This window comes from Streptomyces sp. CG4 (genome assembly GCF_041080655.1).
GTDB lineage: Bacteria > Actinomycetota > Actinomycetes > Streptomycetales > Streptomycetaceae > Streptomyces.
Genome location: NZ_CP163525.1, coordinates 3,093,201 through 3,113,907, shown reverse-complemented (window position 1 = coordinate 3,113,907; position 20,707 = coordinate 3,093,201). Strand labels below are relative to the sequence as shown.

13 protein-coding genes and 1 pseudogene are annotated in these 20,707 nt (G+C 71.7%); 8 read left to right on the top strand and 6 right to left on the bottom strand.

The features are described 5' to 3' along the window. Window positions 1-6 precede the first annotated feature (6 nt). The 5 genes and pseudogenes from AB5L52_RS13990 to AB5L52_RS13970 all read right to left on the bottom strand — a co-directional run. A complete protein-coding gene (locus AB5L52_RS13990; RefSeq protein WP_369364274.1) occupies window positions 7-1,662 on the bottom strand; it encodes a M4 family metallopeptidase in 1,656 nt (551 codons plus the stop codon). A 238-nt stretch (window positions 1,663-1,900) separates the two neighbouring features. Continuing rightward, entirely contained in the window at window positions 1,901-3,952 is a 2,052-nt protein-coding gene (locus tag AB5L52_RS13985) for a M4 family metallopeptidase (RefSeq protein ID WP_369364272.1), read from the bottom strand. Between the two features lie 309 nt (window positions 3,953-4,261). Continuing rightward, complete coding sequence (locus AB5L52_RS13980) at window positions 4,262-6,046, bottom strand: ABC transporter ATP-binding protein (protein ID WP_369364270.1); 1,785 nt, start codon at window positions 6,044-6,046, stop codon at window positions 4,262-4,264. Then, window positions 6,043-7,773, bottom strand: coding sequence for an ABC transporter ATP-binding protein (locus tag AB5L52_RS13975; protein WP_369364268.1), 1,731 nt, complete (start codon window positions 7,771-7,773; stop codon window positions 6,043-6,045). The genes AB5L52_RS13980 and AB5L52_RS13975 overlap by 4 nt, the downstream gene beginning before the upstream one ends. A gap of 122 nt (window positions 7,774-7,895) precedes the next feature. After that, window positions 7,896-8,453 (bottom strand): annotated as a pseudogene (locus tag AB5L52_RS13970) (ABC transporter ATP-binding protein); the annotation flags it as partial. Between the two features lie 207 nt (window positions 8,454-8,660). On the opposite strand from AB5L52_RS13970, the gene AB5L52_RS13965 reads away from it, so the two are divergent. The 3 genes from AB5L52_RS13965 (at window position 8,661) to AB5L52_RS13955 (ending at window position 13,307) form a co-directional block, all read left to right on the top strand. Next, entirely contained in the window at window positions 8,661-10,532 is a 1,872-nt protein-coding gene (locus AB5L52_RS13965; RefSeq protein ID WP_369364266.1) for an ABC transporter ATP-binding protein, read from the top strand. After that, window positions 10,529-12,406 carry an ABC transporter ATP-binding protein gene (locus AB5L52_RS13960; RefSeq protein ID WP_369364265.1) on the top strand — a complete coding sequence of 626 codons (1,878 nt, stop codon included), beginning with the start codon at window positions 10,529-10,531 and terminating at the stop codon, window positions 12,404-12,406. The genes AB5L52_RS13965 and AB5L52_RS13960 overlap by 4 nt, the downstream gene beginning before the upstream one ends. 376 nt (window positions 12,407-12,782) lie before the next feature. Next, on the top strand, window positions 12,783-13,307 hold the full coding sequence (locus AB5L52_RS13955; protein WP_369364263.1) for a hypothetical protein: 525 nt from the start codon (window positions 12,783-12,785) through the stop codon (window positions 13,305-13,307). 78 nt (window positions 13,308-13,385) lie between these two features. On the opposite strand, the gene glgX is transcribed toward AB5L52_RS13955, so the two are convergent. Further along, on the bottom strand, window positions 13,386-15,632 hold the full coding sequence (gene glgX / locus AB5L52_RS13950) for a glycogen debranching protein GlgX (protein WP_369364261.1): 2,247 nt from the start codon (window positions 15,630-15,632) through the stop codon (window positions 13,386-13,388). Window positions 15,633-15,979: 347 nt separating this feature from the next. Between glgX and AB5L52_RS13945 the strand changes: the two genes are divergently transcribed. From AB5L52_RS13945 to AB5L52_RS13925, 5 genes are all read left to right on the top strand, one after another. Then, a complete protein-coding gene (locus AB5L52_RS13945) occupies window positions 15,980-17,137 on the top strand; it encodes an Ig-like domain-containing protein (RefSeq protein WP_351030020.1) in 1,158 nt (385 codons plus the stop codon). A 167-nt stretch (window positions 17,138-17,304) separates the two neighbouring features. Continuing rightward, complete coding sequence (locus AB5L52_RS13940) at window positions 17,305-17,598, top strand: hypothetical protein (RefSeq protein ID WP_351029995.1); 294 nt, start codon at window positions 17,305-17,307, stop codon at window positions 17,596-17,598. A gap of 223 nt (window positions 17,599-17,821) precedes the next feature. Then, a complete protein-coding gene (locus AB5L52_RS13935) occupies window positions 17,822-18,985 on the top strand; it encodes an Ig-like domain-containing protein (RefSeq protein WP_369364259.1) in 1,164 nt (387 codons plus the stop codon). 114 nt (window positions 18,986-19,099) lie between these two features. Continuing rightward, a complete protein-coding gene (locus tag AB5L52_RS13930; RefSeq protein WP_369364258.1) occupies window positions 19,100-19,867 on the top strand; it encodes an enoyl-CoA hydratase/isomerase family protein in 768 nt (255 codons plus the stop codon). A 299-nt stretch (window positions 19,868-20,166) separates the two neighbouring features. After that, entirely contained in the window at window positions 20,167-20,670 is a 504-nt protein-coding gene (locus AB5L52_RS13925) for an ATP-binding protein (protein ID WP_351029989.1), read from the top strand. Window positions 20,671-20,707: the final 37 nt, after the last annotated feature.

Sequence of the window (20,707 nt, the reverse complement as noted above, 5' to 3'; positions counted from 1 at the left end):
TGAGGGTCAGCCGACGTTGACCGCCGACCAGGCCGCCGCCACCGTCTTGTACTCGGTGCTGTCGGCGCCGTACAGGTCGGACGCCGCCTTCAGGGTGCCCGAGCGGGCGTCCGCGTAGTTGGTGGTCGACGTGAAGTACGTCGTCAGCGCCTTGTACCAGATCTGCAGCGCCTTGTCCCGGCCGATGCCGGTGACCTTGGAGCCGTCGGAGGTCGGGGAGTCGTACGAGACCCCGTTGATCGTCTTGGCGCCGCTGCCCTCCGACAGGAGGTAGAAGAAGTGGTTCGCGACACCGGACGAGTAGTGGACGTCGAGGTCGCCGACGGAGGAGGACCAGGAGTCCGCCGAGTTGCCGTCCTTGCTGGGCTTGTCCATGTAGCGCAGCGGGGTGCCGTCGCCGTTGATGTTGATCTTCTCGCCGATGAGGTAGTCGCCCTTGTCCGACGCGTTGTTGGCGAAGAACTCCACGCCGGTGCCCATGATGTCGCTGGTGGCCTCGTTCAGGCCGCCGGACTCACCGCTGTAGTCCAGGCCCGCGGTGTTGGCGGTGACACCGTGGCTCATCTCGTGGCCGGCCACGTCCAGCGAGGTCAGCGGGTCCTTGTTGCCCTGGCCGTCGCCGTAGGTCATGCAGAAGCAGCTGTCGTCCCAGAAGGCGTTGACGTAGCTGCTGCCGTAGTGGACGCGGGAGTAGGCGCCGACGCCGTCGTTCTTGATGCCGCTGCGGCCGAAGGTGCTCTTGTAGAAGTCCCAGGTCTCCTGGGCGCCGTAGGCGGCGTCCGCGGCGGCCGTCTGGTCGCTGGCGGACGTGGAGGCGGTGCCGGTGCCGAAGGTGTTGGTCGAGTTGCTGACCAGGGTGCCCTTGCCGGACGTCTTGCGGGCCAGGTTGTAGGTCTTGTGACCGCCGCGGGAGGCGTCGGTGAGGTTGTACGACGAGCCCGACTGCGTGGTGGTGAGGCTGACGGAGCCCGAGTACAGCGTCTTGCCGGTGCCGGTCGCGTTCTCGATGCCCTGGTACTGGAAGAGCTTCTTGCCGGTGGCGGCGTCGGTGATGACGTGCAGCTGGTTCGGGGTGCCGTCGTCCTGCAGGCCGCCGACGATCGTCTCGTAGGCGAGGACGGGCGTGCCGGAGCCGGCCCAGATCACCTTGCGGGCGCCGTTCGCGGACGACTTGGCGGAGCCGAGGGTCCTGGCGGCGGACACCGCCTGCTGCGCGGCCTTGGCGGCGGTGATCTGCGGCTTGAGCGAGGCCACCTTGATGGTCGCCTTGGTCGCCTTGGTGACGCCCTCGGTCCTGCCGGACTTGGCGGTGTGCACGACGAGGTCGCCGCCGAGCACCGGGAGGCCCGCGTAGGTGCGCTCGTAGCGGGTGTGGACGGTGCCGTCGGCGTCTCTGACGATGTCCTTGACGACCAGCTTCTCCTTGGCGCCGAGGCCTATCTGCTGCGCCGTCGCGGCGGCACCGGCCTGCGCCTTCTGTATCAGGGAGATGCGGGCGGCGGCGGACAGCGCGCTCGGGGCGGCCAGGGGCTTGGCGGCGGTACCGGCCGGGGTCTGGGCGGAGGCGCTGGAGGCCAGACTCGTGGAGATGAGGGCTCCGGCGGCGACGGCGGTGGCGACGGCCAGAGTGGCACGCTTGTGACGCGCATAGAGGGGGCTCACGCAAGCTCCTTCTCGTGGGGGAGTCCGGTCGGCGTGGGGATACTGACCGGAGTGATGTGGTGAAGCTCTGCGGCGGGTGAAGGAAGGGTGACATCTAGGGCGCGTACATGTCAGGGCCCTGAAGTGATGTTGGCCGGAAAGCGACTGTCCGAGAAACGTTTCAGGTGTGTTAAGCGGCGCCGCCCGAGGGTGCCAGACCCTCGGACGGCGCCCAATTCCCGGGCTTTTTGCAGGCGATTTACGGGAACGTCAGCTTCCAGCCGTTGATCGTTCCGCTGTCGTACGTGGCCTGATCCTGTACCCGCAACTTCCAGGTGCCGTTGGCCTGTTCGGCGGCCGCGTTGACCGTGTAGGTCTGCTTCACATCGTGCGTCGAGTCCGAGGAGCTGAAGTTCTTCAGCCGGTAGGTCTTGCCCGACGGGCCGACGAGGTCGATCACCAGGTCACCGCGCCAGGTGTGCGTGATGTCGACGCTCACCTGAAGGTTGCTCGGTGCTTTGCCGCTGCGGCCGGAGACCGTGATGTCCGAGGTGACGGCCGGCCCGTTGTCCGGGATGGCCACCTGGACATGGCTCTCGTACGACGTACCGGTGTTGCCGCCGCCGGAGCGCGCACCGACCGCCACGCCCGCCCAGGCGTCCTGCACCGCGTTGTACTCGGCGCTGGAGGTGCCGTACAGCTCACCGGCCGCCGCGAGGGTGCCGGTGCGGGCGTCGGCGTAGTTCGTGGTGGAGGTGAACTTGGTGGTCAGCGCCTTGTACCAGATCTGCAGCGCCTTGTCCCGGCCGATGCCGGTGACCGGAAGCCCGTCCGCCGTCGGGGAGTCGTAGCTGACGCCGTTGATCGTCTTGGCGCCGCTGCCCTCGCTCAGCAGATAGAAGAAGTGGTTGGCGACGCCCGAGGAGTAGTGCACGTCGAGGTTGCCGACGCCCGAGTACCAGGAGTCGGCCGAGTTGCCGTCCTTGCTGGGCTTGTCCATGTAGCGCAGCGGGGTGCCGTCGCCGTTGATGTTGATCTTCTCGCCGATGAGGTAGTCACCGGGGTCGGAGGCGTTGTTGGCGTAGAACTCCACGCCGGTGCCCATGATGTCGCTGGTCGCCTCGTTCAGGCCGCCGGACTCGTCGCTGTAGTTCAGGCCCGCGGTGTTGGCGGTGACGCCGTGGCTCATCTCGTGGCCGGCGACGTCGAGGCTGGTCAGCGGGTCCTGGTCGCCCGAGCCGTCGCCGTAGGTCATGCAGAAGCAGCCGTCGTCCCAGAAGGCGTTGACGTAGCTGCTGCCGTAGTGGACGCGGGAGTAGGCGCCGACGCCGTCGTTCTTGATGCCGCTGCGGCCGAAGGTGTTCTTGTAGAAGTCCCAGGTCTCCTGCGCGCCGTAGTGGGCGTCCGCGCCCGCGGTCGCCGCGTTCGACGTGGTCCCGTCGCCCCAGGTGTCGTTGTTCTGCGAGAACAGCGTTCCGGTGCCGTCGGTGCCGTGGTCCAGGTTGTACGTCTTGTGCCCGCCGCGCGCCCCGTCGGTCAGCGTGTACGACGAACCCGACTGCGTCGTCGTCAGGTTCACCTGCCCGCTGTAGTGGGTGTTGCCCACGCCGGTCTCGATGCCCTGGTACTCGTAGAGCTTCTTGCCGGTCGTGGCGTCGGTGATGACGTGCAGCTGGTTCGGGGTGCCGTCGTCCTGCAGGCCGCCGACGACCGTCTCGTAGGCGAGGACGGGCTTTCCGCTCGCTGCCCAGATCACCTTGCGGACGCTGTTCGCCGCGGACTTGCTGCCGCCGCGGGCCTTGGCCTGCTTGACGGCCTGCTGTTCCGCAGCGGCCTTCGACACGGCCGGGGTGAGACTCGCGACCTTCACCGTGGCGCGGGTGGCCCTGATGACGTCCATGGTCTTGCCCGACGCGGAGGTGTGGACGACGAGGTCGCCGCCGAGCACCGGGAGGCCGGCATAGGTGCGCTCGTAGCGGGTGTGGACGGTGCCGTCGCCGTCCTTGAGGACGTCCCTGACGACCAGCTTCTCCTGGGCGCCGAGGCCGAGCGACCGCGCGGTGGTCGCCTTCGTGCTGTCGGCGTGGCGGATCAGCTCGACCCGCTGCGAGGCGGTCAGCCGGACCGCGGCGTGGGCCTGATTCACCTTGCCCGCCTGCGGCTTCGCCGGTGCGGCGCTGGCCGCGCCCGACTGGACGGCGGCGGCGATCAGGGCGGCGACACCGGCGAGGGCGACGGCGGCGGTACGGCGGTGCGCCATGGCGCGCTGTGCTGTGTGGGAGGTGCGTCTGCGAGAGGAAGTGCTGCTCACACTGACTCCTTCTGCGTGACCGCGGGTCGCGCGGCCAGGGGAGACCGGACGGTGGGTTGGGGCGTCCGGGCAGAACAGGGCATTCGCGGAACCACGTGCAGGCCGCTCGTGTACAGCGATGGAAACGTGGGGTTGCTGTGAGTCGGCCTGGGAAGAGTGACAGGGGATCAGCGCACCTGTCAGGACTGCGTCACAAAGTTGGCCGGAAATGGTCCGTTGACCGGATGTTCATGTTCGATATGCGAACCGATTACTGAGGAGGGCCCGCGGTCACCAGGGTGGACGGTCGGGTCACCAGGGAGTTGGGGGTCATGGCCGCTCGGCGGTGTCCCCGTGCCAGGTCCGCCACAGCGCCGCGTAGGCGCCGTCGGCCGTCACCAGGTCGTCGTGCGTGCCCAGTTCCGTCAGGCGGCCGTTCTCCATGACCGCCACCCGGTCCGCGTCGTGGGCCGTGTGCAGCCGGTGCGCGATGGCGATGACCGTACGGCCCTCCAGTACGGCGGCGAGCGCGCGTTCGGCGTGCCGGGCCGTCGTGGGGTCCAGCAGGGCGGTCGCCTCGTCCAGGATCAGGGTGTGCGGGTTGGCCAGGACCACGCGGGACAGGGCGAGTTGCTGGGCCTGGGAGCCGTCGGTGGCAGGGCCGCCCTCGCCGAGGCGGGTGTCGAGGCCGTCCGGCAGCTCACGCACCCACTCGTCGGCCCCGACCGCGGTGAGCGCCGCCCACAAGTCGGCGTCCGTGGCCTCCGGTTCGGCGATCAGCAGGTTGTCACGGACCGTGCCGAGGAACACATGGTGTTCCTGTGTCACCAGGACGACCTGGCGGCGCAGCACCTCCGGCTCCAGCTCGGCGACCGGCACTCCGCCCACCGTCACCGCGCCGGTCCCGGGCCGGTCGACACCGGCGAGCAGCCGGCTGAGCGTCGTCTTCCCGGCACCGGAGGGCCCCACCACCGCGAGTCGCTCCCCGGGCCGTACCGTCAGATCCACCCCACGCAGCACCTCGCCACCGCGCTCGTAGGCGTAGCGGACTCCGCGCACGTCGATACGGTCGTCTGCGGGGACGGGGACGGGGACGGGGACGGGGGAGCCCGCCCCGCTCTCTCCCCGAGGCGCCTGTGCCAGGCCCTCCACGCGGGCGAACGACGCGCTGCTGCTCTGCAGTTGTTCCACGCGCATCAGGATCTGGTCCAGCGGTTCGGTGAACTGCCGTAGATACAGGGCCGCGGCCACCACCGCGCCGATCCCGACCGCGCCCCGCTGGTGCAGCCAGCCGCCGAGCAGCAGCACGCCCGCCACCGGCACGGTGTACGTCACCTCGACCGCCGGGAAGAACACCGTGCGCAGGAACAGCGTGTAGAAGCGGGTACGGCGGGACTTCTCCAGCGCGTCCCGGCTCGCCGTGATCCGCCGCTGCCGCAGCCCGAACGCCTCGACGGTGCGCGCCCCGGCCGCGGTGGCGGCGAGGATCTCGGCGACCTCCGACGTGGCCGCGCCCTCGGCGAGATAGCCGTCCCGGGCCCGGCGCAGATACCAGCGCAGCGCCAGCCAGATCGGCGTCAGCCCGAGCAGCCCGAACGCGCCGAGCAGCGGGTCGAGCGCGCACACGGCGGCCAGGACGAACAGCGCCTGCACGGTGTTGACCAGCAGCTCCGGGCCGACGTCCCGCAGGGTGGTGCCGACGATCGCCACGTCCGCCGTGCCGCGCGCCGTCAGATCATCGGTGCCGGCCCGCTCCACCACGGACGCGGGCAGCGCCAGCACCCGCTCGACGTACTCCTCGCGCACCCGGGCCAGCGTCCGCTCCCCGAACCGGTAGCCCACCAGGCGCGCCCAGCGGGCCAGCAGCACCTGTGCCAGCGCGCACAGCAGGATCCACGGCGCGAGCCGGTCCACCGCACCGGCCCCGTGCCCGCCCCGCACCTCGTCGACGATCCGTCCGACCAGCCACGGCCCGACCAGTCCCGCGCCCGCGGCGAGCGAGTTCAGCAGCAGCGTGGCGGTGAACGCCCGCCCGTCGGCCCGCACCAGCCGCAGTGCGGCCCGCCGTACCCGGCCCCGGTCCGCGACCGGCAGCAGTCCCTGGCCCGCGGTCACCGTACGGCTCCTTCCGCGTCCCGTTCGCTGTCCTGTTCCATGTCCCGGGCGACGAGCGCGCGATAGCCCGGCTCCGCCGCCAGCAGCCGACGGTGCGGGCCGCTCGCCGCGACCTTCCCGTCGACCAGGAACAGGACCGTGTCCGCGCGGTCCAGCACCAGCGGCGAGGTGGACGTCACCAGCGTCGTACGGCCCGCCCGCGCCTCCCGCAGCCGGTGCGCGACCACCGCCTCCGTGTGCGCGTCCAGCGCCGAGGTCGGCTCCGTGGCGAGCAGCACCTCGGGGTCGGCGAGCAACGCCCGTACCAGCCGCACCCGTTGCCGCTGCCCGCCCGAGAGGCTGCGGCCCTGTCCGGCCACCGCCGAGTCCGGCCCGTCCGGCAGCCCGCGTACGACGTCCTCGGCGGCGGCCGCGTACAGCGCCCGGCGCAACTCCGCCTCCCCGGCCGGACGCCCGGCCGCCACGGCCTCCCGCAGCGGCCCGGCGAACAGATCGGCCTCGTTGTCCGCGACCAGGATCCGCCGCCGTACGTCGGTGAGCGGGACCGCGTCGAGCCTCACCGGACCCCAGGTGGCATCGGTCGGCCCGAACCGGCCGAGCCGGTCGACCACGGCGGCGGCCTCGGCGGGCCGGGCGGCGGCGAGCGCGGTCAGCCGGCCCGGTGCCACCCGCACCCCGGACGCCGGATCGTGCAGCTCGGCCGGGCCGTCGGGCGCCGGCAGCGTGCCCTCGTCCGGCTCCGGTGCCAGCCGCAGCAGCCGTACGACGCGGCGCGCGGCCACCACGCCCCGGTTCATGTCATAGGTCACCTGCACCAAGAAGGCCACCGGTCCGATCAGCACCGCCACATAGCCGTACACCGACACCAACTCGCCGACGCTGATGGAGTGTTCGGCCGCGAGCCGGGCGGCGAGCCAGGTCACCACGGCGAGGAACAGGGTGGGCAGGCCCACGCCGAGCGCCTGCACCCAGCTGGCCACCGCGCCCACCCGGTAGCCCTGCGCCCGCAGCCGCTGCGAGTCCCCGCGGAAGGCATCCGCGAACAGCCCCTTGCCGCCCAGGCCGTTGAGCACGCGCAGCCCGCCCGCGAGATCCCCGATCCGCGCCGTGAGCACCCCCTGCCGCTCCCGGTACGCGCTCTCCGCGCCCTGCAGCCGCACCGTCAGCGGCCCGGTGACCAGCGCGATCACCGGCAGCCCGAGCAGCACGACGGCGGCGAGCGGAACCGAGATCGTCATCAGCAGCCCGGCCACTACCACGTAGACCACGGCCGAGCCGGTGCCCGGACCGACCACGGTCAGCGCCTGCGCGATGGTCTGCACATCGCCGACCCCGATCGTCACCACCTCACCGGCCCCCGCCCGGCGCGGCAGCGCGGCCCCGAGCCGCACCACATGCCCCATGACCACCTTCACCGTGCGGAAGTTGGCGTCCATCCGCATCCGGGTCATCGTGCGGTGCCGCATGATGCTCAGCCAGGCGTTCACCGACCCGAGCACGAACATCACCCCGGTCCACCCGGCCAGCACCCCCAGCCGCCCCGGCACCAGCCCGTCGTCCACGGCCCGCGCCATCAGATACGGCTGCGCGGCCATCAGCACCATCCACACAGTGCCCAGCACCGCCCCGGCCACCGCCCGGCCCGGCTGGCGCAGCACCAGCCACCACAGATAGCGCCAGCCGCCACGGGTGTCGGGCGTCCCCGGTTCCTCGTACGCGTCGATCATCCGTCCCCCGATCGGCTCGGCCCCGCCGGCAAACGTCGAACGTATCGGGACCGGGGACGGCGGCTCCATCGATTAAAGAGGCCGCGTGCCGCGTGGACCAGGCGGGAGGCGACCGCGGGGGAGAGGACCGTGCGGCCCTCGGCTGCGGCGCGGACGTCCTCGATGAGCTGCCAGGTGTCCCGGCGGGCACGCGGATCGAGGCCGGTGGTCAGCTCGTCCAGCACCACCACCCGGGGACTGCCGATGAGCGCCGGCGCGATGGACAGGCGCTGGCGCTGCCTGCCGGACAGCTTGCCGAACCGGGTGGCCAACTTCGGTGCCAGGCCGAGGCGTTCGGCCGGCGGCCGCCAGTCGGCCGGGTCCGGGTAGAAGGCGGCGTACAGCTCCAGCGCCTCCCGCACGGTGAGCCTGGCCTGGAGTTCGCTCTGCTGGAGCTGGGCGCCGAGGATCCTCGCGACCTCGTCGTGGTCGGCGACGGGGTCGTGACCGGCGACCCGGACCCGGCCGCCGTCGGGGACCCGCAGCCCCTCGACGCACTCCACGGTGGTGGTCCTGCCTGCGCCGTTCGGGCCGAGGATCCCGAAGATCCCGCCCTCCTCGACGGCGAAGGAGACGCCGTCGACGACGGCCCGGCCGCCGTACGACTTGCGCAGATCGGTGACTTCGGTGACGGATGGCATGCCTGGAGAATCCCGTTCGGGCGGGGCCGGACACATCGGCCGGGCCGCTCGAAGCGCCATCGTCCGATCGGTTGATGCCGGGCCACGACCCCCGGGGCGTGCCGGTGTGCGAGGGGCCGAACAGGCAGGTCGTAGGACCAAGGGAGGAGGGAGGGTCGGGCCGAAACTCGGTGGGCGATGCCCGTGCCGATCCGTACGCTCGCGGTGATGGCCACGACACGTGCAACCACCGAGGACCGCTCCGCCGTCCGTACCCTGCTGCGGCTGTGGCCGTACGTCCGCCCCGTGCGGGCGCGGCTGTTCACGGCCGCGTTCATCGCGGTCGTCGCCTCCTGCACCGGGCTGGTGATCCCGCTCGTCCTGAAGTGGATCGTGGACGGACCGGTCGCCCACCGGGACCCGGCCGGCGTCTGGCTCGGTGCGCTGTATCTGCTCCTCCTCGGGATCGCCGAGGCGGTCTTGTTCGGTGTACGGCGCTGGCTGGTGGCCCGTCCGCTGTCGCGCGTCGAGGCGGAGATGCGGGCGAGTCTCTACGGCCGGCTGCAGCGGCTGCCCGTCGCCTTCCACGACCGCTGGCCCTTGGGCCAGTTGCTGTCCCGGGGCACCGCCGATCTGGCGCTGCTGCGTCTGTTCCTCGCCTTTCCACTGACGTATCTGCTGGTCAACGGCGTCACGATCGTCGTCGGCGTGGCGATCATGCTGATGCAGGACTGGGTGCTGGGGCTGGTCATCCTCGGCCCCGCGATTCCCGTGATGTGGACCTGCGCGGTCTTCGAGCGGCGGTACGCCGAGCTGGCGCGGCGCGCGCAGGACCAGGTCGGCGATCTGACGACGGTGGTCGAGGAGAGCGTCCTCGGCATCCGCGTCATCAAGGGCTTCGGCCGGCACCGCAGCCAGGCGCGGGCGTTCCGCGCGCTGTCCGTCACCCTGCGCGGCACCGAGCTGCGCAAGGCGCGGCTGCTCGCCACCATCTGGGCGGTCATCGTGACCCTGCCGGAGCTGGCGATCGGAGCGGCGCTCGTGCTGGGAGTGGTGCGGGTGGCCGGCCACGGACTGTCGGCGGGCACGCTGGTCGCCTTTCTGAGCACGGCACTCGCGCTGCGGTGGCCGGTGGACTCGATCGGCTTCCTGCTGGCGATGAGCCAGGAGGCGGCCACGGCGACCGAGCGGTACTTCGAGGTGATGGACGAGGAGCCGGAGGGCGCGGCCGCGGGCAGTCGTGCCGCCGGGGCGGCGCCCGTCCCGCGGACAGCGGCACCCCGCGAGCGCGGGCCGGCGATCCCGCGCCCGGCCGGCACCGGCACCGGACTTCGTTTCGAGAACGTCCAGTTCCGCTACCCCGACGCACCCCCCGACTCCCCGCCCCTGCTCCACCACATAGACCTCCACATACGCCCCGGCGAGTCCATGGCCCTGGTCGGAGCCACCGGCAGCGGGAAGACGACGCTCACGGCGCTCGTCCCCCGCCTGCACGAGGTCACCTCGGGCCGGATCACGCTCGACGGCGTCGACATATCCGCCATGCCGCGCGAGCAGCTGCGCGCCAAGGTGGCCGTCGCCTTCGAGGAACCGACCCTGTTCTCCGCGAGCGTCGGCGAGAACGTCCTCATGGGCGCGGCGGACGGCGCCGAAAAGGCGGACCTGGACCGCGCACTGGCCGTCGCCCAGGCCGACTTCGCGCACGCCCTCCCCCAGGGCACCGACACCCGCGTCGGCGAGCAGGGCCTCAGCCTCTCCGGCGGCCAGCGGCAGCGCCTCGCGCTGGCCCGCGCGGTGGTCGGCAGACCGGAGTTCCTGGTGCTGGACGACCCCCTGTCCGCCCTGGACGTGCACACGGAGGCCGCCGTCGAGGCCGCGCTGCGGCAGGTCCTCGCCGACACCACCGCGCTGATCGTGGCCCACCGGCCGTCGACCGTGCTGCTCGCCGACCGGGTCGCCCTGCTCTCGAACGGCCGGATCGCCGCCGTCGGCACCCATCACGAACTGCTGCGCAGCAACGCCGAGTACGCGCATCTGATGTCCGGAGACTCCGGGGACTCCGGGTACTCCGGGGATGGGGATACGGAGGACTCCCGTTGACCACCACGACCGCCGCCACGCCCACCGCCGGGGACGACGAACTCCCCGGCCCGCCCGGATCGTACGACGCCGGCGACGGTGCCGGCGACGCCTTCGACCGTGACGTGCTGCCCGCCCCGCCCGGCGCCACCACGGCCCTGCTGCGCTCCCTGCTCGCGCCCCTGAAGGCCCGCGCCGTGGTGACCACGCTCCTGCTGCTGCTCCAGCAGGCAGCGGTCCAGGTGGGCCCGCTGCTGGTGGCGTACGCCATCGACAACGCCGTACCGGCGTTCCGGGAGCACCGGTACGGCCCGCTGGTCGCGGTCGCCGTCGGCTGTCTGCTGTCCGCGCTGCTCTCCGGCGTGCTGCAGTTCGCCTTCATCGAGACCTCCGCCCGGGTCAGCCAGGACGTGCTGCTCGATCTGCGCGGCCGGATCTTCCGGCACGCGCAGGCCCTGAGCATCGACTTCCACGAGCGGTACACGTCCGGCCGGCTGATCTCCCGTGCCACCGCGGACGTCGAGTCGCTGCGCGAGCTGCTCAACGAAGGTCTGCAGGAGCTGGTGACCGTCGTGCTGTCCTTCGTCTACATCTCGGCGCTGCTGTTGTGGCTGGACCTCGGCCTGGGCGCGGTCGCGGTGGCCTCCTTCGGGCCGCTGTATCTGCTCGTCCGGCTGTATCAGCGGCGGGCGGGACGGGTGTTCGGGGCGCGGTCCACGGCGATCGCGGCGGTGATCGTGAAGTTCGTGGAGACGATGAACGGCATCCGCCCGGTGCGCGCCTTCCGCCGGGAGACCGCGAACGACGCCGAGTTCGCCGTTCTCAACCGGCGGCACGAGCGCACCAACGGCGACACGCTGCTGGAGATGGCCCGCTATGTGGTCGGCTCCCGGCTGGTGGCCAACACGGCCGTCGCGGGGATCGTGCTGTGGGGCGCCTACCGGGTGGCGTCCGGCTCGCTGGCGCTGGGCGTGCTGGCGGCGGCCGTGCTGTATCTGCGCCGGCTGTACGACCCGATCGACCGGCTGGGGGTCTTCCTGAACTCGTACCAGTCGGCCGCCGCCTCCCTGGAGAAGATCGCCGGGCTGCTGGCGCAGGCCCCGTCCGTGCCGGAGCCGGAGGTTCCCCGTGAACTCCCGCCGCTGAAGGGGGACTTCCCGGGCCGTGAGGTCGTCTTCGACCGGGTCCGGTTCGGCTACCGCACCGGCGGCGAGGTGCTGCCCCGCTTCGATCTGACCCTGCCGGCCGGGCAGACGGTCGCCGTGGTCGGGGCCACCGGCGCCGGCAAGTCCACCCTCGCCAAGCTCCTCGCCCGCTTCTACGACCCCTCCGCCGGCCGGGTGCTGCTGGACGGGGTGGACGTGCGCGAGCTGTCCGGGCCGGAACTGCGGCGCGGGGTGGTCATGGTGACCCAGGAGGCGTTCCTGTTCTCCGGCACGGTCGCGGACAACATCGCCATCGGCCGGCCCGACGCCTCCCGCGAGGAGATCGAGGAGGCGGCGAAGGCGATCGGCGCGCACGAGTTCATCAGCGCCCTGCCCGACAGCTACGACACCGACGTCCGCAAGCGCGGCGGCCGTATCTCCGCCGGGCAGCGCCAACTGGTCGCCTTCGCCCGCGCGTTGCTCGCCGACCCGGCGGTGCTGATCCTGGACGAGGCGACCAGTTCGCTGGACGTCCCGGGCGAGCGGGCCGTGCAGCGGGCCATGTCGACGGTCCTGCGGGGCCGTACGGCCGTGGTGATCGCACACCGGCTGTCGACGGTCGGGATCGCGGACCGGGTCCTGGTGATGGAACACGGCCGCATCGTCGAGGACGGCCCCCCGGCCGAACTCATCGCCGGCACGGGCCGGTTCGCACACCTGCACAGGGCGTGGCGGGACAGCCTGGCCTGAGGACCGGAGGTGCGGGTTCCACAGCCTCGTGACAACGCCGCCTGATCATGAGCGGCAGCTGCGGGATCACGAGGTCGCCTGACCGAGGTGATCCGGCCGACCCGGGAAACCGTCGTTCAGTGTGCGTTCACGCGGGCTATGGTGGATGGTTGACGAGACGTCACGCCACCTTGCCCGCGTGTCCGAGGCCCCTTCCGGGCCCGTCGTCAAGGCCATGTCAAGGCTTCGTTTCGCGCCGTTCGTGCGTGGACAAACGTTCAATCAAGGGAGCCCTCGGTCGGGCAAAGGGGTCTACTCGCATAGATGATCCCGGTGCTGTCATGCCCATGACCGCCCGGAAATTCCGCCGGGCGTACCCCCACCGGGAGACCCCCACATGTCCCGAATCTCACGCCCCCTGGTGACCACCCTCTCCGCCCTCGCCCTCGCGGCCGCGGGCCTCATCGTCACCACCGGCTCCGCCCACGCCGCGAGCTGCAGCCAGTCCTACCTCCCCCTGCCGGACCCGGCCTGTACGCCGGGCGCCCTCAACCCCGACGTCACCCAGTCCACCATCGGCAAGACCATCTGCGTCTCCGGCTGGACCTCCACCGTACGGCCGCCCAGCTCCTACACCACGGCGCTGAAGAAGAAGCAGATCGTCGAGTACGGCTACTCCGACACCAGCCTCTCGGACTACGAGGAGGACCACTTCGTCCCGCTCGAACTCGGCGGTTCCCCGAAGAGCGAGCAGAACCTCTGGCCCGAGCCGCACTACGGCAACAAGACCTCCGCCGACAAGGACTCCGTCGAGAACAAGCTGAAGACGGCCGTCTGCGCCAACAAGGTCAGCCTCTCCGCCGCGCAGAACGCCCTGATCAAGGACTGGACGACCGCGCTCGCCAGCCTCGGTCTGAGCTGAAACCTTCCCTCACCGCGGGGCCGGGTCCTCCCCGTCCGGGAGGACCCGGCCCTCCCGCCTGGTCCCCTGGGGTGCCGCTCAGACGACCCGCAGCAACAGCACCGCCCGCTCCGGCACCGTGATCTCCGTCCCCGCCCCGTGCACCGTGCCCGGCGGCTCGGTCTGGTCCTCCCGGGAGGTGTCCACGACCACCTCGTACCGCTCGGCCCACGGCGGACCGGGCAGGACGAAGCCCACCGGGCCGTCACCCGCGTGCAGCACCGCGAGAAAGCTGTCGTCCACGACCGGCGCACCCCGCTCGTCCCGGCCCGGGATGTCCCGCCCGGACAGATACATCCCGAGCGTGGCCGCGGGGGCGTACCAGTCGGCCTCGGTCATCTCCGTGCCCCGCGGGGTGAACCAGGCCAGATCGCGCAGCCCGTCCGCGGAGTGCGCGCGGCCGGAGAAGAAGGCGCGGCGGTGCAGCACCGGATGCCGGTGGCGCAGGTCGATCAGCCGGCAGGTCAGCTCGAACAGCGGGCGCCAGGCCGGGTCGTCCCGCAGCGACCAGTCCAGCCAGCCGATCTCGTTGTCCTGGCAGTAGGCGTTGTTGTTGCCGCGCTGGGTGCGGCCGAGTTCGTCACCGGCCACCAGCATGGGCACGCCGGTGGAGAGGAGGAGGGTCGTCAGGAGATTCCTCAGCTGACGGCGGCGCAGGGCCCGTATCCGCTCGTCCTCGGTCTCGCCCTCCGCCCCGCAGTTCCAGGACCGGTTGTCGTCGGTGCCGTCGCGGTTGTTCTCGCCGTTGGCCTCGTTGTGCTTGCGCCCGTACGACACCAGGTCGCGCAGCGTGAACCCGTCGTGCGCGGTGACGTAGTTGACCGAGGCGTACGGGCGCCGGCCGCCCCAGGCGTACAGGTCGCTGGAGCCGGACAGGCGGTAGCCCATCTCGCGGACGTCCGGCAGGGCGTGCCGCCAGAAGTCCCGGACCGCGTTGCGGTAGCGGTCGTTCCACTCCGTCCACAGCGGCGGGAAGGCGCCCACCTGGTAGCCGCCCGAGCCGACGTCCCACGGCTCGGCGATCAGCTTGACACGCCTGAGGACCGGGTCCTGGGCGATCACCGCGAGGAACGGGGAGAGCATGTCGACGTCGTGCATCGAGCGGGCCAGCGCCGCCGCGAGGTCGAAGCGGAAGCCGTCCACGCCCATCTCGGTCACCCAGTAGCGCAGTGAGTCGGTGATCAGCCGCAGCACCTGGGGCTGGACGACATGCAGGGTGTTGCCGCAGCCGGTGTAGTCGGCGAACCGGCGGGCGTCGTCCTGGAGGCGGTAGTAGCCGCGGTTGTCGATGCCCTTCAGGGACAGCGTCGGGCCCAACTCGCCCGCTTCCGCCGTGTGGTTGTAGACCACGTCGAGGATGACCTCGATGCCGGCCGCGTGCAGCGCGCGCACCATCCGCTTGAACTCGCCGACCTGCTGGCCCGTCGTACCGGAGGCGGCGTAGGCGGCGTGCGGGGCGAAGTAGCCGATGGAGTTGTAGCCCCAGTAGTTCCTGAGGCCCCGGCGCAGCAGATGGTCCTCGTGCGCGAACTGGTGGACCGGGAGCAGCTCCACGGCCGTCACGCCCAGTTTCACCAGATGCTCGATCGCCGCCGGATGCGCCAGACCGGCGTACGTGCCGCGCAGCTCCTCGGGGATGCCCGGGTGCAGCTTGGTGAAGCCGCGCACATGCAGCTCGTAGATCACCGAGTCCGCCCAGGGCGTCTTGGGCCGCCGGTCGTCGGACCAGTCGTCGTCATCGTGCACGACGACGCCCTTCGGGACGTGGGGCGCCGAGTCCCGGTCGTCGCGGACGGTGTCGGCGACGGACTGCTCGGGCCAGTCCCGGACGTGCCCGTACACCTCCGGCGGCAGCCCGAACTCGCCGTCCACCGCCCGCGCGTACGGGTCCAGCAGCAGCTTGGCCGGGTTCCAGCGGGCGCCGGTCCACGGGTCCCAGCGGCCGTCCAGCCGGTAGCCGTACCGCTGCCCCGGCATCACCCCCGGCACGAAGCCGTGCCAGATCTCGTGCGTCAGCTCGGTCAGGGCGAGCCGGGTCTCCCGGCCCTGCTCGTCGAAGAGGCACACCCGGACCGCCTCCGCGCCGGCCGCCCACAGGGCGAAGTTGGTGCCCGCGACCCCGTCCGGGCCGACCCGGAACCGGGCCCCCAGCGGGGTCGGCACGCCCGGCCACACCACCGGGGCCGGCACCGCGGCGCGCCGGACGCCGTTCACCACGGCCGGCTGCTGCCCGGTCCCGGCGGCCGGCTCCCCGGCCGGTGCCCGCTGCTCGGCTGCGCTCGTCACCTGTCGGCCCCTCTTTCAGTGGCTCGCCTCCGGGCGGCGCAGTCGGCCGTGCCGAAGGGCCGGGTGTGCCCCACGGCATCCCGGCCACCCGGTACGGCTGCGCCCCGGCAGGAGGGGGTGCCTTCCCGATCGGACCGGCGTCGCCCGTTCCGTCCCGTGCAGTCGGCTGATCCGGAAGGCGCCCCTCCTGCCGGGCGCGGCGGCTCCCCAGCGTGTCGTCCTTCCCTGTCTTCTGCCCAGTGCGTGCGTCGCACTCACGTTTCCCCGGAGCGGGCCCGGTCGTTGAGCCCGTCGTGAGGCACGTAGAAGGATGCGCACGGCGCGCGGGAGCCGCGCTGGCCGCCGTCATGACCGGGGCGGCCCTGCTCGCCGGGTGCGCCGGCCCGTTGGGCCCGGCCGGGCAGCCCGGCGCACCTCCGGCACCCGAGGACGTCATCCATGTCACCCCCGCCGACGACAGCAAGGCCGTCCGCCCCGGCCGGCGGCTGCGGGTCCGGGTGCCCCGGGGGCGCCTGGAGCGGGTGACCGTCGTGAAGTCGCAGGACGCCCAGGACTCCGCCGTCCCCGGGCACATCGGCGCCGACGGCCGCAGCTGGCGGCCGGACGACGACCGGCTGGCGCTCGCCGCCCAGTACACCGTCGACGTGGTCGCCGAGGACGCGGAGGGCCACCGCTCGGCCCGGCACACCACCTTCACCACGCTCGTCCCCGACGAGCGGTTCATCGGCTACGTCACCCCCGAGAACCGGGCCGTCGTCGGCACCGGCATGATCGTCTCGCTCGCCTTCAACCGGGAGATCGCCGACCGCGCCGCCGTCGCCCGCGCCGTCCGGGTCAGCGCACGGCCGCCCGTCGAGATCCGCCCGCACTGGTTCGGCCGGACCCGGCTGGACTTCCGCCCCGAGCAGTACTGGAAACCCGGCACCGAGGTCACCGTCGACCTGAACCTGCGGGACGTCCAGGGGGCGCCCGGCGTCTACGGGCTGCAGGACAAGACCTTCGCCTTCACCGTCGGCCGCAGCCAGGTCTCGCGGGTGGACGCGGCCCGGCACACCATGGAGGTCCGCCGGGACGGCCGGCTGCTCGCCACCGTGCCGATCACCGCGGGCGCCCCGCGGAACCCCACGTACAACGGCAAGATGGTGGTGATGGACATGCTGGACGTCACCCGCATGAACAGCCGCACGGTCGGTTTCGGCGGCGAGTACGACATCCCCGACGTCCCGCACGCCATGAAGCTCACCGACTCCGGCACCTTCCTGCACGGCAACTACTGGTCGCCGGACGCGCCCGGACGGGCCAACGTCAGCCACGGCTGCGTGGGCCTGAGGGACGTCAGGGGCGGCAGCTCGGACACCCCCGCGGGCTGGTTCTTCGACCGCAGCCTCGTCGGCGACGTCATCGAGGTCGTCAACAGCGCAGAGAAGACCGTCGCCCCCGACAACGGCCTGGGCGGCTGGAACATGACGTGGCAGGAGTGGACGGCGAACCCCGCGGCCAAGTGACAACGGGGAGGCGGGACTTCGGCCGGGCGCGGCCGTGCAGGATCTCCGGTTTGCGCCGGCTGCCGGGGACGACGGTGCCCGGATGTCCGGTGCGCTGCTCCCGGAGGCCGATCAGGGCGGACGGCCCGGTGAGCGCCCCCGTCAGGGCGTAGCACCGGACGTCCTCGGTGCACACCGCCGCGGCCAAGTGCCGCGTCCTCGCCGTCTGCGCGGTGACCGGCCGGCCTCGGGGCACGGTCGGCACGGAACCCGTCGGACCGCTGGTACGACGCCGGCGGGAACGCCGCTGCCGCCCGCAGCCGGACGTCGCGTTGGCCGCCCACCTCTCCACCGGGGTCTTCCCGGGACGTGACGCCGGACGAGACCGCCATCGGGCGTTCCTTCCGGCCGGCACCGCCGGCGCGGAGCTGCTCCGGGCCATGTCGCCGCGCACCGGCACTCTTTCGGCCCAGGGCGGGTAGACGTTCCAGGGACGGGGGCCGGGGCGACCGCGCCTCGCGCACATTGCGACGGAACGGTGACATTCACCTGACACCCCGCTCAGAACCAGACGGTTAATATGCGCGCACCAGTGTGGTGGGGAGCGGGTCTGACCAGGCCCGGCGAGGGGAGAACGACTTGAACGTGCGGCCTATACCGGGGGCGTCGGCGGCGGGGCGACGAGGTCGTAAGGGACTGGGGTTCATGGCCGGGGCTCTGGTGCTCTCGCTCGCCGCGTGCGGCGGGGGCGGCGGCAAGGGTGCGGACGACGGCAAGGGCAAGGACGGCACCCAGCAGGCCGAGCGGCAGTCCGCCGCCGCCGTCACCATCACGCCCAAGTCCGGTGCCACCGGCGTCGACACGAGCGGCGCGCTGAAGGTGGCCGTCGCCAAGGGCAAGCTGACCGAGGTCACCGTCAAGGACGCCAAGGGCGAGAAGGTCGACGGCACCGTCACCGGCGGCGGCGCCTCCTGGACGCCGTCGGCCCATCTGGCCGCCGCCACCAAGTACACGGTGCACGCGGTCGCCAAGGACTCCCAGGGCCGCGAGGCCGCCGAGGACTCCACGTTCACCACCCTGACCCCGAAGAACACCTTCCTCGGCGACTTCACCCCCGAGGACGGCTCCACCGTCGGCGTCGGCATGCCGTTCTCCGTCAACTTCACCCGGGGCATCACGAACCCCGGGGCCGTCGAGAAGTCCATCAAGATCACGACGCAGCCCGCCGTCGACGTCGAGGGCCACTGGTTCGGCAACGACCGTCTGGACTTCCGCCCCGAGAAGTACTGGAAGGAAGGCACCAAGGTCACCGTCGACCTCGACCTCGACGGGGTCGAGGGCCGCGACGGCGTCTATGGCAAGCAGCACAAGACCGTCAAGTTCACGATAGGCCGCAACCAGGTCTCCGTCGTGGACGCCAAGAAGCACACGATGCAGGTCACCCAGGACGGCAAGGTCGTCAAGACCCTGCCGGTCACCACCGGCAAGCCCGGCTACGACACGTGGAACGGCCAGATGGTCGTCAGCGAGAAGCTCGCGGTCACCCGGATGAACGGAGAGACCGTCGGCTACGGCGGCGAGTACGACATCAAGGACGTCCCGCACGCCATGCGCCTGACCAGCTCCGGCACCTTCCTGCACGGCAACTACTGGGGCGGCGACGCCTTCGGCAACTACAACGCCAGCCACGGCTGCGTCGGCCTGAGCGACGTACGCGGCGGCTACGACAACTCCACCCCGGCCGCCTGGATGTTCGACCACACGATCATCGGCGACGTGGTGGTCGTGAAGAACGCGCACGACGGCACGGTGGGCCCGGACAACGGGCTGAACGGCTGGAACATGTCCTGGGCGGACTGGACGAAGTAGGGGCGCTCCGCGCCCCGTAAGGGGCGCGGGGAGCTGCGCGAGCAACCACGACGGCCCGCACTCGGCGACATACCGGTGGTCCCCTCCGCGTGAACGGCCGCTAACCTGCGGAGCATGACCGTCACTCTCGAAGTCGCCGAAGGCGTCGGCACCCTGCTTCTGGACCGGCCGCCGATGAACGCGCTGGACGTCGCCACCCAGGACCGGCTGAAGGAACTCGCCGAGGAGGCCACGCGCCGCGACGACGTGCGCGCCGTGGTGATCTACGGCGGCGAGCGGGTGTTCGCGGCCGGCGCCGACATCAAGGAAATGCAGGACATGGACCACACCGCGATGGTGCTGCGCTCCCGTGCCCTGCAGGACTCCTTCACCGCCGTGGCCCGCATTCCCAAGCCCGTCGTCGCCGCCATCACCGGCTACGCCCTCGGCGGCGGCTGCGAACTGGCCCTGTGCGCCGACTACCGCATCGCCGCCGACAACGCCAAGCTCGGCCAGCCCGAGATCCTGCTCGGTCTGATCCCGGGCGCCGGCGGCACCCAGCGGCTGCCCCGGCTGGTCGGCCCCTCCAAGGCCAAGGACCTCATCTTCACGGGCCGTCAGGTCAAGGCCGACGAGGCCCTGGCGATCGGCCTGGTGGACCGGGTCGTCCCGGCCGCCGAGGTCTACGAGCAGGCGCACGCCTGGGCCGCGAAGCTCGCCCAGGGCCCGGCGATCGCCCTGCGGGCGGCCAAGGAGTCGGTCGACACCGGTCTGGAGACCGACATCGACACCGGACTCGCCGTCGAACGGAACTGGTTCGCGGGCCTGTTCGCCACCGAGGACCGCGAGACCGGCATGCGCAGCTTCGTCGAGGAGGGCCCGGGGAAGGCCAAATTCCGCTGACCGGCAACCGGGTGAACTTCCCGGTAACTTCTGCGGACCCCCTTGCAATTGACGCCTCGTCTCATCCGGGTCCCTCGATGGAGCGGTTTATGGGAGCCTTAAGGCAGCCTTAAGCGTGCGCTGTCGAGGGAGCCTGACGCTTGCCCGGAAGTGAGCCGTTCTCGCAGGTCAACCGACCCCTACTGGCCGGTGACATGACGTCGGCATATGCCGGTCGCGCTGTGTGGAACGGGGGCGTGCGGGGGGCGTATTCCGCCGGAACGGCCCCCAACACGGCTCCGGGCCGCCATCATGGGGGCATGGCGGGGCTGGAGGGCATCGAACAGCCGCGGGGACACAGTCGTGCGGCCGCGGCACGCTGGTCGCCCGGGGTCGAGGACGAACAGGCGCTGAAGGCGCTCGAACTGTTCGGCAACCCCACGGAGGCGGAGGTGCCGCTGCCGTCCCGCCCGGAGTCCGCGGCAACCGCCCGCCGGCTCGCCCAGGTCGTCGTTCTGCGCACCTGGCGGCTGACCCCCAAACTGACCGAAGACGCGGTCTTACTCGTGTCGGAACTCGTCGGCAACGCCGTACGGCACACCGGCGCCCGGGTCTTCGGCCTGCGGATGCGCCGCCGCCCCGGCTGGATCCGGGTGGAGGTCCGCGACCCCTCGCGCGGCCTGCCCTGCCTGATGCCGGTGCAGGAACTGGACGTCAGCGGCCGCGGCCTCTTCCTCGTGGACAAACTCTCCGACCGCTGGGGCGTGGACCTGCTGCCCCGCGGCAAGACCACCTGGTTCGAGATGCGGGTGGCCGACCGGTAGCGAGGACGTGGAATCGTCCTTACGGCGACCCGAAATC

Excerpts from the sequence above, each read along its gene's own strand:
- AB5L52_RS13975 (WP_369364268.1), bottom strand. The coding sequence starts at position 7,773 with ATGATCGACGCGTACGAGGAACCGGGGACGCCCGACACCCGTGGCGGC.
- AB5L52_RS13965 (WP_369364266.1), top strand. The coding sequence starts at position 8,661 with ATGGCCACGACACGTGCAACCACCGAGGACCGCTCCGCCGTCCGTACC.
- AB5L52_RS13955 (WP_369364263.1), top strand. The coding sequence starts at position 12,783 with ATGTCCCGAATCTCACGCCCCCTGGTGACCACCCTCTCCGCCCTCGCC.
- AB5L52_RS13945 (WP_351030020.1), top strand. The coding sequence starts at position 15,980 with ATGACCGGGGCGGCCCTGCTCGCCGGGTGCGCCGGCCCGTTGGGCCCG.
- AB5L52_RS13935 (WP_369364259.1), top strand. The coding sequence starts at position 17,822 with ATGGCCGGGGCTCTGGTGCTCTCGCTCGCCGCGTGCGGCGGGGGCGGC.
- AB5L52_RS13930 (WP_369364258.1), top strand. The coding sequence starts at position 19,100 with ATGACCGTCACTCTCGAAGTCGCCGAAGGCGTCGGCACCCTGCTTCTG.
- AB5L52_RS13925 (WP_351029989.1), top strand. The coding sequence starts at position 20,167 with ATGGCGGGGCTGGAGGGCATCGAACAGCCGCGGGGACACAGTCGTGCG.